17 protein-coding genes are annotated in these 12,610 nt (G+C 36.1%); 4 read left to right on the top strand and 13 right to left on the bottom strand.

Annotated features, from left to right (window positions below; all coding sequences use genetic code 11):
* The coding region (locus tag ACGLXV_RS06260) for a YncE family protein (RefSeq protein WP_391557961.1) at positions 1 to 725 on the bottom strand (725 nt) is incomplete at its 3' end.
* Positions 726 to 885: 160 nt separating this feature from the next.
* Here ACGLXV_RS06260 and trhA point away from each other — a divergent pair.
* The gene (gene trhA, locus ACGLXV_RS06265) at positions 886 to 1,524 is read left to right on the top strand and encodes a PAQR family membrane homeostasis protein TrhA (RefSeq protein ID WP_391557962.1); all 639 of its coding nucleotides are present in this window, start codon (positions 886 to 888) and stop codon (positions 1,522 to 1,524) included.
* 9 nt (positions 1,525 to 1,533) lie between these two features.
* Here trhA and ACGLXV_RS06270 read toward each other — a convergent pair whose 3' ends face one another.
* The gene (locus tag ACGLXV_RS06270) at positions 1,534 to 1,803 is read right to left on the bottom strand and encodes a hypothetical protein (RefSeq protein ID WP_119708814.1); all 270 of its coding nucleotides are present in this window, start codon (positions 1,801 to 1,803) and stop codon (positions 1,534 to 1,536) included.
* Between the two features lie 99 nt (positions 1,804 to 1,902).
* Between ACGLXV_RS06270 and ACGLXV_RS06275 the strand changes: the two genes are divergently transcribed.
* Positions 1,903 to 2,151 carry a DNA alkylation repair protein gene (locus ACGLXV_RS06275; RefSeq protein WP_119708815.1) on the top strand — a complete coding sequence of 83 codons (249 nt, stop codon included), beginning with the start codon at positions 1,903 to 1,905 and terminating at the stop codon, positions 2,149 to 2,151.
* A 47-nt stretch (positions 2,152 to 2,198) separates the two neighbouring features.
* On the opposite strand, the gene ACGLXV_RS06280 is transcribed toward ACGLXV_RS06275, so the two are convergent.
* The 8 genes from ACGLXV_RS06280 to ACGLXV_RS06315 form a co-directional block, all read right to left on the bottom strand.
* Positions 2,199 to 3,113, bottom strand: coding sequence for a CobW family GTP-binding protein (locus tag ACGLXV_RS06280; protein ID WP_391557963.1), 915 nt, complete (start codon positions 3,111 to 3,113; stop codon positions 2,199 to 2,201).
* A 68-nt stretch (positions 3,114 to 3,181) separates the two neighbouring features.
* A complete protein-coding gene (locus ACGLXV_RS06285; RefSeq protein WP_391557964.1) occupies positions 3,182 to 4,114 on the bottom strand; it encodes an LCP family protein in 933 nt (310 codons plus the stop codon).
* A gap of 115 nt (positions 4,115 to 4,229) precedes the next feature.
* Positions 4,230 to 5,714 carry a lmo1851 family serine protease gene (locus tag ACGLXV_RS06290; RefSeq protein WP_391557965.1) on the bottom strand — a complete coding sequence of 495 codons (1,485 nt, stop codon included), beginning with the start codon at positions 5,712 to 5,714 and terminating at the stop codon, positions 4,230 to 4,232.
* 80 nt (positions 5,715 to 5,794) lie between these two features.
* Positions 5,795 to 6,658, bottom strand: a complete 864-nt coding sequence (locus tag ACGLXV_RS06295; protein WP_391557966.1) for a M15 family metallopeptidase — start codon at positions 6,656 to 6,658, stop codon at positions 5,795 to 5,797.
* Positions 6,659 to 6,783: 125 nt separating this feature from the next.
* Positions 6,784 to 7,485, bottom strand: a complete 702-nt coding sequence (gene deoD / locus ACGLXV_RS06300) for a purine-nucleoside phosphorylase (protein ID WP_391557967.1) — start codon at positions 7,483 to 7,485, stop codon at positions 6,784 to 6,786.
* A gap of 104 nt (positions 7,486 to 7,589) precedes the next feature.
* On the bottom strand, positions 7,590 to 7,898 hold the full coding sequence (locus tag ACGLXV_RS06305; protein WP_276131115.1) for a YodL domain-containing protein: 309 nt from the start codon (positions 7,896 to 7,898) through the stop codon (positions 7,590 to 7,592).
* Positions 7,899 to 8,022: 124 nt separating this feature from the next.
* On the bottom strand, positions 8,023 to 8,793 hold the full coding sequence (locus ACGLXV_RS06310) for a sporulation protein (RefSeq protein WP_391557968.1): 771 nt from the start codon (positions 8,791 to 8,793) through the stop codon (positions 8,023 to 8,025).
* Positions 8,780 to 9,595: a serine/threonine protein kinase gene (locus ACGLXV_RS06315; protein ID WP_119708822.1), complete on the bottom strand. Its 816-nt coding sequence runs from the start codon at positions 9,593 to 9,595 to the stop codon at positions 8,780 to 8,782. The genes ACGLXV_RS06310 and ACGLXV_RS06315 overlap by 14 nt, the downstream gene beginning before the upstream one ends.
* 278 nt (positions 9,596 to 9,873) lie before the next feature.
* Here ACGLXV_RS06315 and ACGLXV_RS06320 point away from each other — a divergent pair, with 278 nt between their 5' ends.
* Positions 9,874 to 11,010, top strand: a complete 1,137-nt coding sequence (locus ACGLXV_RS06320; protein WP_162927780.1) for a DUF2515 family protein — start codon at positions 9,874 to 9,876, stop codon at positions 11,008 to 11,010.
* Between the two features lie 58 nt (positions 11,011 to 11,068).
* Here ACGLXV_RS06320 and ACGLXV_RS06325 read toward each other — a convergent pair whose 3' ends face one another.
* Complete coding sequence (locus ACGLXV_RS06325) at positions 11,069 to 11,242, bottom strand: YozD family protein (RefSeq protein WP_084361903.1); 174 nt, start codon at positions 11,240 to 11,242, stop codon at positions 11,069 to 11,071.
* A gap of 168 nt (positions 11,243 to 11,410) precedes the next feature.
* Here ACGLXV_RS06325 and ACGLXV_RS06330 point away from each other — a divergent pair, with 168 nt between their 5' ends.
* Complete coding sequence (locus ACGLXV_RS06330; RefSeq protein WP_162927781.1) at positions 11,411 to 11,575, top strand: hypothetical protein; 165 nt, start codon at positions 11,411 to 11,413, stop codon at positions 11,573 to 11,575.
* Here ACGLXV_RS06330 and ACGLXV_RS06335 read toward each other — a convergent pair whose 3' ends face one another.
* Positions 11,576 to 12,271: a hypothetical protein gene (locus ACGLXV_RS06335; protein WP_119708824.1), complete on the bottom strand. Its 696-nt coding sequence runs from the start codon at positions 12,269 to 12,271 to the stop codon at positions 11,576 to 11,578.
* Between the two features lie 122 nt (positions 12,272 to 12,393).
* On the bottom strand, positions 12,394 to 12,582 hold the full coding sequence (locus ACGLXV_RS06340) for a YozE family protein (protein ID WP_240390825.1): 189 nt from the start codon (positions 12,580 to 12,582) through the stop codon (positions 12,394 to 12,396).
* Between the last annotated feature and the right edge of the window lie 28 nt (positions 12,583 to 12,610).

The following is a 12,610-nucleotide window of genomic DNA, read 5'->3' on the forward strand; positions in this document are numbered from 1 at the left end:
TTATTATGTAATAAATTAATGGGCATAATAGGAGCTGAAATTTTCCGTTTTAACTCACCTGTTTTACTATCATAAACATGGATATAACTTTCGAGCTCAGAGCCTAGCCCATGGCCACCAATCCATATTTCATTCTTATCTTCCTGAATAATCGCACCAGTAGCCGCCGAATGAATCGAAAATTGACTCGATATTTCTTTGCTTTGGAGATCAATTATGGTTAGCTTTTTAGAATTATAACTTACTACGAATAATTGTGAGTTAGTAGGTATTAACGCTAGCGGATTACCGGTCTTTACCACTTCTTTGATTTCCTTCCCATCGAAACGAAAGAATCTTACAGACTGCTTTTCTTGATCAGAAAAGGCAATTTCCTCACTATTAGACAGTAGAACTCCTTCGACGATTCCTCTGCCTGTTTCCCAACTGTTAATACGCTTTCCTGTTCGTAAAGAGTAAATATCAACCGTTTCGACCTGCTTTCCGTACAAAAGAAGCGAATCATTATCTGGTAATAAAACACCCCCAGTATAGGGCTTGTCCATTGTCCAAGTTTCGATTACTATTGCTTCTTCAAGATCAACAAAAGAAAGTGACATATCTTTTATGTTGACTGTAATTGCCAGCGACTTATTTTCCGGAATGATTGGTTGATCGTTAGAACACCCCGAAACGATAAAGAGAAGTGCCCAAATAGTAATCAGCATTATTTTTTTTACCTTCATTTTCATAATACTCCTCATTACAGTTCGAATACCGCTTATTATACGACTTGTGTGTGAAATAAGTGTGAAATACAAAAATATATTAAAATGTTTTATTTGTTGGTCAAACTTTAGTAAAGTAAGAGCATGATTATGAATATAACGAAACGGAGTGATGATCTTGGCTGAAACTCATGTTTTTACAAAAGGAGAAGAAATAGCAAATTCAATTACCCATGGAATTGGAGCCCTACTTAGCATCACTGCTCTCGTTCTTCTTATTGTCTTTTCATCTCTTTACGGAAATGTATGGCATATTGTTAGCTTTACATTATATGGCTCAACAATGGTTCTTTTATATATTTCTTCTACATTGGTTCATAGCTTTCCACAAGGAAGGGTAAAGGATTTATTTGAAATCTTCGATCACTCATCCATCTACTTTTTTATCGCTGGGACCTACACTCCATTTTTATTTTTACTAGTCAAAGGTGCACTAGGCTGGACTTTGTTTGGAATCGTTTGGGGATTAGCGATTGGGGGAACTGTTTTTAAAACCTTTTATGTGAAGAAATTTCTATTCATCTCCACTGCTTTATATGTAGTGATGGGTTGGTTAATAGTATTTGCCTATAAGCCGATTTCTACTGGCATGGAGCCATCTGGCTGGTATTTACTCGTTATCGGAGGATTGTTATATACCTTTGGTTCCATTTTTTATGTTTGGAGAGGGTTTAAATTCCACCATGCCATTTGGCATCTTTTTGTTATTGCTGGGACCATTCTTCATTTCTTTTCAGTGCTCACCTTACTTCCGTAACAAAAGAAGCTACAGCTTCCTTGTTACGGACAATATCTTCTCCATTTCTTCAACATGGATGGTAAGGAGTGAAAGTTTCAAATCAGATTCGATGTCAGAATCAATCACCCTTTTTGTTGCTAAGTAATATTTTTCATGGGGCTGTTTTCGAACGCGAGGATGGGAAAACTCATCCTTAAGTTCACGTGATATCGCCTCTCTAAGAACATCCTCATCATCTCCCTCATTAAGTAGACGATTATTCCAAAGAGATCGATATCCTTCTAACACTTTCTTCATTTATTTTCACAACCATTCTATTTGTTATTATTCAAATACATATTCGATATAAAAAAGGAAAGAATATACATCATAAAACAAGCGAAAGGAGAATCACAAATGGCTGAGCCTTATCGTTGTCCAAATTGTAAAACGAATCGAAGTCGTTTTAATCTTATTAAGCAAGAACCACAATCAGTAAAGCTAGATCCTCAAACCGGTGACGTGATGGAGGAGTACTCACAAGAGCAACTTTCTCCATTTCATATGGCTTACAAAGGCCCATCTTATAAAGTACAATGTGCAGCTTGTGGACTCATTGAAGACGAAAGAACATTTGTTAAATTTGGACAGAATCAAAACAATTAAAGCTTGGGCACCATGTTCAAGCTTTCCAATTTCCTTTACTAAAGTTACTATTTTTCCAACTCCTGAAGCTTTCTAGAAATTTCATCCCACAGAATGTTTTCCCCAATAAATACTAGATTTAACGGCATATTCATCTCTTCTTTTATGTAAATCGGCATTCCATACGAAAACTGAAATAAGTAAGGATAGGACGTAGCAGAAAATTTTACATAACCCTTGATTCGATAAATCGTGTCGGGCAATGCTTGTAAGAAGCTTTCAAATTCATCCATATCAACTGCCTTTGAAAACGAATAAACAAATGTACTCAATTTCAAATCATTTTCAACATGACTCTTGGTCAAATGAGACTTTTTCTGATATGCCAGAGATTGGATTTGCTTCATTGACACACTAGAGTAGGTAGTTAAAATCACATTTGCCTTTTCATTAAGAGATTGAATACCAGTCGTAATGAGTACCTTTTCACCTTCACTTAGTTCATCTGATTTATTAATGACAATTAAATCCGCATGTCTAATTTGTTCTGTAATCAACTGCTGGATTTGAGGAGAGAATGTTCGGCGCTCTAACCAAAGTCTACCGTCAACAACGGTAAGAATCCCTTTCACATCAAGTTGGGTTGCAAATAATGGGGATAGCACAGCATCTAAAGTTTCGACTGGATGTGCTGCTCCTGTTGTTTCTATGTATATACAATCCGGTTGATGAGTAATTAATAGCTCCTGAAGTTGAGCTTCAAGTTTATCTTGGATCGTACAACAAATGCATCCACCTAGTAACTCTTTTAATGGTACGTCATCAGTTACTTCGTCTGAATCAATGGATACTTTTCCAAGTTCATTCATCAGTACGGCAACCTTCCTGCCTCTCTCCTTCTCCGCTTGCAAAAGTTTCTTTAGTAGAGTCGTCTTACCACTTCCTAAAAACCCCGATAATATATAAATTTCCGTTTGTTTCATAACCTATTTTCCCCCATTACGATAATTACATTTTCCAGGAAAATAGAGAAGATGTAAGAACAACTTCCCTATTCACTTACCTCTTTTGATAGGAATTCAGAAATAGCATCCTGATTTCTCTGCATATCCATATTTAATACTTCTCCTGCATGCTTAGTATATTTATTTGTGTAGCTATTTTCAACTGGTACTCGTAATGTTTCAACATTTGATACAGGGTTTAGAATAAAAGTTGCTCCAAGTGTCAAGTAATCCTTAAGAACAATGTCGGTGTCCACATGGTTAGCTACCTCTGTTAAAATTTCTGGCAATTTTACAATTCCATCAAATGAACCAAGTGTTTCAACCGCTTCATCCTTTAAAGAAATAATGACCTCCTGCTGTCTTTCAACTCTTCCAAAATCACTCTTTGCATCATGCCTGAATCTTACATAATCCAAAAGCTGTTGGCCTTTAAGCACATACATTCCCGGTTCACCTGAAATACGTAAATCCTTCATCATAGGTTTTGATACATCTACTTTTAATCCTTGTGGAGCAAGTATATTTACCACTTCAATAAACCCTTGAAAATCAATTAAGGCTACGTGATCTATTTTTACGTTGAAATTTTTTTCAATTGTTTCCTTTAATAACTTGTCCCCACCATAAAAATAAGCGTGATTTAACTTACTTTTATCATATCCTGGTATCGTTACATAACTATCTCTCATTAAGGAAACCAGCTTCACCTTTTTGTTTAATGGCTCGTATTTTGCAAGCATAATGGTGTCAGATCTTGAGGTTGATTCCCCTCTGCTGTCAACCCCAAGTAATAGGACATTTACGTCCTTTTTATATGATTGAAATGGACGAAACCGTTCCACTGGCATCTCTTCACTGGTTTTTTCAACAGTTCTGTTTTTAGTATTGGGTTGATTATTCTCATTGTTCTCTTTCGAGGAGTAATAACCACAGCCTGCTAATAAAAAAATCAGGAAAACGGCCATTATACGTCTCATTGTATTCACCTCGTCTGGAACTAAATTTTCTTATCAACTTAGAGATTAGTGTTTGTCGTTTTGTACATTTTTACATAAAAAAAGCTTTCCCGAATAATGGGAAAGCTCTCACTTATTACTTTACCTCTTGTTGTTGTAGAAGTTCCACTGCTTTTTGAACCTGTGGGTCGTTTGCTTTAAGGAGTTCTCTTAATTTCTCCATTAATAAAATGGTTGACTCACCTTTTAGAATACCTGTTTGCTCAATTTTTTGCTGTTTCTGAAATTCAATAACAGCTTTTTGAGTGGCTTCATCAAAGTATCCATCTTCTCGTCCTGGTTCAATACCAAGAGCTTTTAACATTTGCTGAGCAGCCTTTACCTGATTGGAAGCAACCGAAAGTTTTAACTCCTGCTCTGGATCAATATAGGATATATTTGCGTATTCTGGCATTGCAACTTCATAATCAGGAACAATCCCCTTTTCATGAATCCAATTTCCTTCTGGGGTTAACCATTTTTCTGTTGTATACTTCATATTCGAACCATCAGAAAAATCTTGGGCTCTTTGTACCGTCCCTTTACCAAATGATTTTTCTCCAACCAATGGGACGTTTGCCGATTCACTCACCGCTCCTGCTAGTATTTCTGAAGCAGAAGCACTTCCTTTATCAATAATTACAACTAATGGGATATCTGGATTTTCCTTTTGCTCTGATTTAACCTCTTCAATATTTCCATCTCGGTCCTCAACCTTAAACAGCACTTTTCCTTCCGGGACAAACAAGCTCGAAATAGCAACCGCTTGGTTTAAAAGCCCCCCTGGATTTTGCCTTAAATCAAGAACTAGACCTTTCATTCCTTTAGCTTGCAGATCATTTAAGATCGTGATTAACTCAGTTGAGGTATTCTCAGAGAAAGTCGTTATTTGAACTTTCGCAATCGTATCAGTTACCATTTCTCCGTAGACTGTTTCAATCGGGATTGTATCTCTTACAATTGAAAAGTTTAGAGGTTCTGACACACCAGGTCGTTGTACGACTAGCTTAACAGTTGTCCCTTTTTCTCCACGGATAAGTAATACAGCCTCTGTGGATCCCATTCCTTGAATGTTTTTTCCATCTACGGATACTACTTTATCGTTCGGTTTTAAACCAGCCTTTTCAGCAGGTGATCCCTTTAAAGGAGACACGATGATAATATAACCATCCTTTTCCTGAATTTCGGCCCCTATCCCTTCAAATGAAGAAGAAATACTCTCATGAAAGCTTGATGCTTCTTCTTCATTCATATAGTCAGAATATGGATCATCCAGTGATTGGAGCATTCCATCAATTGCCCCATTAACTAGTTTTTTTTCATCGACCTCTTTAAAGTAATTATCTTGGATCGTATCAAAAGCATTGTATAACTTCTCAAATTCTTTTCTCTCCGTACCAGCAGTTACTACTTTTTCATCACCAAATGCAAGTGCAAACGTAGTAATACCGGCTGCTAAAAATACCACTAAAAACAACAACATAACGAAATGAAATTTCTTTATTTGTATATATGCTGATTTACTAGAACCTGTTTGTTCCTCTGGTCGTTGTTCATTTTCCAAATGCTTCACCACTTTCATTCCATAGGCTTGTTCTTACTGTTTAGAATAACATCTTTGCATTTGTTTTAACAAAGATTTTGATATTCTCTATTTGAACATTAGATTTTTTCAACGATGTTAAAGTACTCTTCAAGAGTAATGTTTTTTTCAAAGATGGTTTGAGCAGCGGATACACCAACATAACGAAAATGCCATGGCTCATATTGATAACCGGTTATGGATTCTTTTCCCTTTGGATAGCGTAGGATAAATCCATACTTATGCGCGTTTGCTGCAAGCCATTTTCCTTCAATTGTTTCTCCAAACGATTCTGTTAATCCTAAATCCGCGCTTTTTGCTGAAATATCCATCGCAAGTCCACTTTGGTGCTCACTATTTCCAGGTACAGCTACGACTTGAGCTGCTTTCTCTTCGCCACTTTTCTTTACTTCTGCGTCGAATATGATACGCTGTCTCTCGTATGAACGATACCCCGATACGGCATACAGTTCAATTCCATTCGTTTTTGCTTCCGAAAACATTTTTTCAAGAGCTAGCGCTGCTTCCTTCCGCATTAAACTTTTTTCTATTGTTTCATTTCCGAATGAAAAAGAAACATTCGGCTTTACAAGGTCTGTTGGATTATAATTATCCGGCAATGCAAACATTTTATTTACAAGGGCAAGTACATTTAATGGGTTTTGAATCACTTGCTTTCCATTCACTTCTTTTACATCGTTAAAGTAAATAGCTTCTAGAGTAGGTCCATCAGGTGTGCTCCCATCTAGATTTTGAGATCCATCTCCCTGTTCTGAATCCGTCTGTCCATTGTTATCCTCGTTTACGATAGGTTCTGATTCCTTCTGTTCGTCTTCTTGAGTTGTTTCTTCCTTCTGGTTGTTATTTAAGTATGGGATTTTACTAAAATCGCACCCGGACAATAAAAGGGTAATCCCTGCTATAGATAATAAGTATTTACGCATGTTTCCCACCTATCTTCTTTTTCTAATACAATATTTCTATTTTAACATCATTAAAAAAATGCAGCACCCTTTTTGATAAAAACAGAATAGAAAAGCAGCTTCTACATCTAGAAGCTGCTTGCTAATTATTGAATCGCTGCATCTAAAGCAACAACAATCATATCATTAAAAGTAGTTTGTCTTTCTTCTGCTGTCGTTTCTTCACCCGTAAGGATATGGTCGCTCACTGTTAGTACCGATAAGGCCTTACGATCAAATTTTGCGGCTAATGTATACAAGGCTGCTGTTTCCATTTCGATCGCTAAAATTTGGTATTTTGCCCACTTTTCAAGTTCACTGTTATCGTTATAAAACATGTCTGCAGTAAAGACATTTCCAACTTTTAGATTTAATCCTCTTTCTAAACCAACATCGTATGCACGCTTTAAAAGATCAAAGTTTGCTGTAGGTGCATAATCAACTCCACCAAATGTTAGTCGATTCATTTGAGAGTCTGTGGAAGCGGTCATGGCTAAAATCACGTCTCTAACCTTAACATCCTTTTGAATAGCCCCACAGGTTCCAACTCGAATCAGGTTTTGAACATTATAACTATTCATTAATTCGTTTATGTAAATAGAGATTGATGGAACACCCATACCTGTTCCTTGTACAGATACTCGCTTCCCTTTATATGTTCCTGTAAATCCTAACATTCCTCTAACTTCATTATAACAAGTAGCACCTTCTAAAAAGGTTTCTGCGATATATTTTGCTCGTAAAGGATCTCCTGGAAGAAGAACTGTTTCCGCTATTTCATTATCTTTTGCGCCGATATGTACACTCATCTGGTTTTCACTCCCGTTTTAGTTTACAGATATAATATTCACCAAATAAACTATACCATATTTACTGCAAAAATAAAAAACTGCGGAGTGTCTCCACAGTCTTGTTAAAGTACATGAATTCGGCTTATTTTTTTCCAACCACCCGGCTGAAGTTGATAGTAAGTAGTGCCCTGTCTCCCCTCGTCAATATAAATAATATCCCCTGTTCCCATATAGCGACCTTGATAATCATTTGGAATGCTGTCTTTTACATTAAATATACGAAACACATCTTCTAAAATATGCAGATGTGAACTGCCCGTTACATTCATACGGTACACCTGTTTATACCCTTTAGTCTGCCTGAATTTGGGTGTTTGAAAGATCATTACTTCATACGTTTTCTTTAATAGCCTGCTCCGTTCCTTTAACAACCTTTAAGCCCCCCTTTTTTATCCACTCCCTTTTTGATTAGACTTTAGCCCTGTCGAATCCTTCATCAAAAAAACACTTTTTTTGTCGAGATACCGCTTTGACAAAAAAAGTGTTGTAATATAGTTAAGAATATTGACTAATTATGGATTCAAGCTTTGATTTTAGAATAGGAAGATCGCTACTATGGATACTCAAATGGATATTTGTTTCATCCATTTCAAGAGCCTCTGCTAAAAACCCACCTAATCCTCTTGCTCTCCGGTCTATTTGTAAAGCAAGATCCATTTGCTCATCTGATTGCGGAAAGAATATTAATTCTAGCTCATCTAGTTTGCCTCTAAAGGATCCCGAAACAGCAACGAATTCAAATTCCTGTGCAAAGGGTAATCGTCTTCTTTTGCGGTATGGAAGCTCTTCACAATCTGCCTCTCTCAATCGAAAACCCAGATCAGCAACTGTATCTAATACACCTTTCATTAATCGATTAGGGACTACATTAATATAATCCTTGTCTGAAGGGTCAACCGCATTTTTTATATCTAATCCCGTTTCTACCCATACTTTTGTTCGTCCAATGCTGATTGGAGTATCAAACGGTACCCTAATAACAAATGGGATTTCTTTCGTCTCATTTGCACCAATTGTAACGGATTGAATAAGGCGGAACCTTTCGATATCCCCTTTGACAATATGCTTTTTATCATCTGACTCTCTTAAATAGGTTGTATGTAGATTCAGATAAATATCATCAATTAGCTGTTCAAGCTTTCCACCCTTTATTTGTACAATCCCTCTTATTTCCTCCCCTGGTACGAAGACGTCTTTTTCAAGCTTCGTATCTACCGTTGCCGAGCCAATCCCAATACTTGCAAATACTTTATTAAAAAGTGACATGTTTTTTCCTCCCTTTATTCACCGCATGTAAGAAACAAGTTTTAAGATCATTAAACGTTTCAAAAGGTTCGTCGACTTGAAGTAATCTTTTGATTAACTGTTTGGTTTCTAATGACAATGATAACTCTTCCTCCCATGGTCGCTCCTTTTCACTACCATTTGTTTCATAATTGGAATAAAGCAAAAATAGGAGAAAATGGCCTAACTGAAAGTAGTCAGCCTGAGGAGATATCTCGCTTTTAAGTTCCCTCTTTTTATTATCAGCATGTGATAACCACTTCGCCAATCCAAAATCTATTACTTTTAAGTCATCTCCTTCAAGCATTATATTTGGAATTCTTAAGTCTCTATGGACGATGCCTTTTTGATGAAGGTACTCTATTCGTTCAAGAAGCTTTAATCCATATAACAAAGACTCCTCTTCGGTAAACCTCTGTCCGTCGGTAAAGATAAGCTGCTCAAATGTTTTTCCGTGGATAAACTCCATTGTAAAAAAAGGAATCCTTCCCCACATGCCTTCATCAAAAACGGTAGGAAAGGAGGAATGCTGTAAGCTTTTCAGTATCTCAATTTCATACTGATGAATTCGTATTCCTTTTTTCGTGATCCTTTTATGAAATCGAACTAGCTTTAAAACAACTTTTTTTTCTAAATAGGAATCATAAACGAGATAACTATGGCCATAGCTGCCCATTCCTAAAAACTTTTCTATTATATAACGCTCATTAATTTTCTCTCCCTCAACTAATTCCTTATCAATTAGTGAAGAGAAGGCCAAGATAGCAGGCTTAAAAATCATCATGTTTTACGACCTTTTTTCATATATGATACTAACTGCTAAAAAAGCTTTTCGAGCTAAAAAAGCTGCTTTTATGTTTTCTTTTGTAATGTGCATGACCGTAATGACTATGTTTATGCATATTCCGACGCTTGTAATAATCACTTGAACTATACTTTCGATGATGAGAACTTCCCAATATTGACTTTAGGATTTTTTTTAACATCACTCAATCCTCCTAATGGTTGATATAAATATATACGTTACTTCGGATGGAAGGTTTCATAGAAAGGTGGCAAAATATGAATTTTTCTTCTATTCCTTTTTTGGGTCTTCTTCAAGAAAAGATTTCCCTCTGGATGCTTCCATCGATTAAACGTAAAGAGATATATAGTTTAAAGGAAAAATCAATGTTTATCGAACAATTAAACATGCTTTCCCCATCGCCGATTTTTTATACGGATCAAAAAGAAAAAAACATCGTCGCACAAATTACAAAAGAAACTCATGCGTATAACAAAAATAACATCACGAGAACCCAAGCATATTATGAGTTTTTCACCAGAAATCAAGAGGTTCATTGGTCCTTCCTGGCTCATATCGTGTCCCGTAACGGAGGATATTACATGACCGACTTAAAGAGCTCTTATTTAAAGGACTTCCTGTCTGATTCTCAAATAAATCGCTACTTTTTATTCCTCGAACGATCAAATGCATTCATTTTTCAAGATGCCTTTCCACAATTGCTTCTTTATGAATACAGCAAGAGAATAGGAAAACCACTTTTCCACCTTTTATCTGCGTTTCATGTATCAACATTTATGCAACCCTTTTGGACCGAATTTTATTTAAAAAAGAATTCAAGGGGAATAACCGTAGCCATGATTATTAATGAACAATTTATGTTAGAGGAACGAGTGATCAAAGGAATTTATCAATCAACCTCTCTTCTTCAAGAGCTGCCCTACAAATTACAAGAAAATCTTGGATTTACAACGATCTTTATTCCATACAAACTTTCAAAGAAATACCGGTATCGCATTAGTGGAAAGACGGTTAGGGAATTTGAACATGTGAAAAAGCGGGTTGAACTAGGGAAGGAGCTTTATCAAATTTTATTCGAAGAACAATATATATCAGAAACAATTAAATTTGCTCACAATCAACCGCATACGGGTTCTAGAAGCGACTACTGGGATTTTCTTTTTACGAAACTGGAGAACGCCAATGAAAAACTGCTTAGTCCAGCCCTTGAAAGTGTTTGGGAAGATGTGACGCATCAGTATACAAATAAAGTTGACTGGTTTCAGCAAAAAAACATGGATGTTTTATCGTTTTTCAATGAACTTCCAGAGGTGACTGACTATGATTTAACGGTAATCGCTTTGCGTCATTATCTTTTGTATTCTGCCCTGGACAACATTTCTGAATCATTATGAAAGGACGAAGCTGATGGCTTCGTCCTTTCTATTGGGGTTATACAATGATTTTCTTAAGCTATTCATCTTCGATTTCTTCATCTATAATGCATTTTTCGATTAAGTATTCGAAAGTAATATCAGCGAGTTCTTCCACTTCGCCTTCTGAGGGTACATAGCCCCTTTTCATCAGCTCTTGAAAGAAAAACTCTGCTATTTCATCTGTATCGATGAATACCTCAATCTCCTTCATTGACTCGCCCCCCTTTTGTTCAAAATGTATGATGCATAAAGCCTTTTCATGCTAATTCCCTTAAAAATACAGCACCTTTGTTCAAATTTTCTTTTCATACGTTTGGAATGTTTTTAGTTGGACAAGCATAAAGATGAAATACAAACAAAGATTCTAGGAGGAGTTCTTATGACAACCTTTTCAAAGTTGGTTCAATCATTTAGTGAGGATATAAATAGTGAAGAAAGTATATTAATGAATTCATTTGAGAAGATTACGTCTTTCTTTTTTCAAGGAGCTATTTGGACAGGAGTTCCGCTTTTTATTTATTTCATCTTCTTTTATTTAAACTGATTACACATTGCTTTTTCCATCGTTTGTCTTTAACTGTTGAAGTTTTTTTAATACTAGCTTCATGACTTTTACATAATCTTCATCATGAAACATTTCATATAGGATACGATAGTCATTATACAAGTCTAATAAGGCATCAATCATTTCACTTGATTGTTTTTTTTCATTTAAAATTTCTCTTTCAGCTTTTCTATACACATTTTTCGGTTCAGGTAGTTTAAGAGTTTTTTTCTTCTTATCTAGTGAATACAAAAGTCCAAGCTTTTGTATAAACGTATCTGCGCTATCGGCATCGGCAATCAGCGTCAACTCATCTTCATTCACTTCTAGCCATTCCCCATCACTGATACGTGAGAGCTCATAAATGACGTCCTCCCATGCATCCTCCTTATAACGCCAGATTTCTGTTCGAAAACCAACTACCTTAAACAGATCCGCCCCATAACCTTTCACTTGGACAAGATCGCCAATAAAAAACTTGTATTCTATATCAATCTCTTCTCTTTCGATCGGATCACCTTCATAATCGGAAAGCATTTGGAGACTTGATTCCATGTATAATCCTTCACTCTTATTTATTTCATATACATACATTCCATCAAGCCACTTTAGATTTGTTACTTTGCCTACCGTACCATACATGGTGACCACGACAGTATCACCGATTTTATACTTTGGTTTTTTTTTCTCACTCATGTCAATGGTTCACCCCAATGTTTGTCGTGGTTACTGATTACAATAGTATATGCAAGCAATAAAAAAACGTCTCTTCATAGAAGAAACGTGTCAACCGTTTTTATTCAAATTTAGTTTATGACCTAGTCATTTATATATAAATCCCATACGTCATCAAATACAGACATGCTCTCTAAGTAATGGCCATTTAACTCCAAATAGGAGGATAATTCACTATAGTCAGTTGATGTCTTCGGAAAGCTATGATCTACGTAGGCATCATTGGCAAATCGACTAATGGCATCCTTTGGTGCTGGATGCCTATATTTCATTAAGAAGTGATAGAACGATTTTCTCAAA

The sequence above is a fragment of the Robertmurraya sp. genome, assembly GCF_036676585.1.
GTDB lineage: Bacteria > Bacillota > Bacilli > Bacillales > Cytobacillaceae > Robertmurraya_A.

What these genes read in the sequence shown, in the direction of transcription:
- ACGLXV_RS06270 (WP_119708814.1), bottom strand. Translation starts at nt 1,803, where the DNA reads ATGAAGAAAGTGTTAGAAGGATATCGATCTCTTTGGAATAATCGTCTA.
- ACGLXV_RS06275 (WP_119708815.1), top strand. Translation starts at nt 1,903, where the DNA reads ATGGCTGAGCCTTATCGTTGTCCAAATTGTAAAACGAATCGAAGTCGT.
- ACGLXV_RS06280 (WP_391557963.1), bottom strand. Translation starts at nt 3,113, where the DNA reads ATGAAACAAACGGAAATTTATATATTATCGGGGTTTTTAGGAAGTGGT.
- ACGLXV_RS06285 (WP_391557964.1), bottom strand. Translation starts at nt 4,114, where the DNA reads ATGAGACGTATAATGGCCGTTTTCCTGATTTTTTTATTAGCAGGCTGT.
- ACGLXV_RS06290 (WP_391557965.1), bottom strand. Translation starts at nt 5,714, where the DNA reads ATGAAAGTGGTGAAGCATTTGGAAAATGAACAACGACCAGAGGAACAA.
- ACGLXV_RS06295 (WP_391557966.1), bottom strand. Translation starts at nt 6,658, where the DNA reads ATGCGTAAATACTTATTATCTATAGCAGGGATTACCCTTTTATTGTCC.
- deoD (WP_391557967.1), bottom strand. Translation starts at nt 7,485, where the DNA reads ATGAGTGTACATATCGGCGCAAAAGATAATGAAATAGCGGAAACAGTT.
- ACGLXV_RS06310 (WP_391557968.1), bottom strand. Translation starts at nt 8,793, where the DNA reads ATGTCACTTTTTAATAAAGTATTTGCAAGTATTGGGATTGGCTCGGCA.
- ACGLXV_RS06315 (WP_119708822.1), bottom strand. Translation starts at nt 9,595, where the DNA reads ATGATGATTTTTAAGCCTGCTATCTTGGCCTTCTCTTCACTAATTGAT.
- ACGLXV_RS06320 (WP_162927780.1), top strand. Translation starts at nt 9,874, where the DNA reads ATGAATTTTTCTTCTATTCCTTTTTTGGGTCTTCTTCAAGAAAAGATT.
- ACGLXV_RS06325 (WP_084361903.1), bottom strand. Translation starts at nt 11,242, where the DNA reads ATGAAGGAGATTGAGGTATTCATCGATACAGATGAAATAGCAGAGTTT.
- ACGLXV_RS06330 (WP_162927781.1), top strand. Translation starts at nt 11,411, where the DNA reads ATGACAACCTTTTCAAAGTTGGTTCAATCATTTAGTGAGGATATAAAT.
- ACGLXV_RS06335 (WP_119708824.1), bottom strand. Translation starts at nt 12,271, where the DNA reads ATGAGTGAGAAAAAAAAACCAAAGTATAAAATCGGTGATACTGTCGTG.
- ACGLXV_RS06340 (WP_240390825.1), bottom strand. Translation starts at nt 12,582, where the DNA reads ATGAAATATAGGCATCCAGCACCAAAGGATGCCATTAGTCGATTTGCC.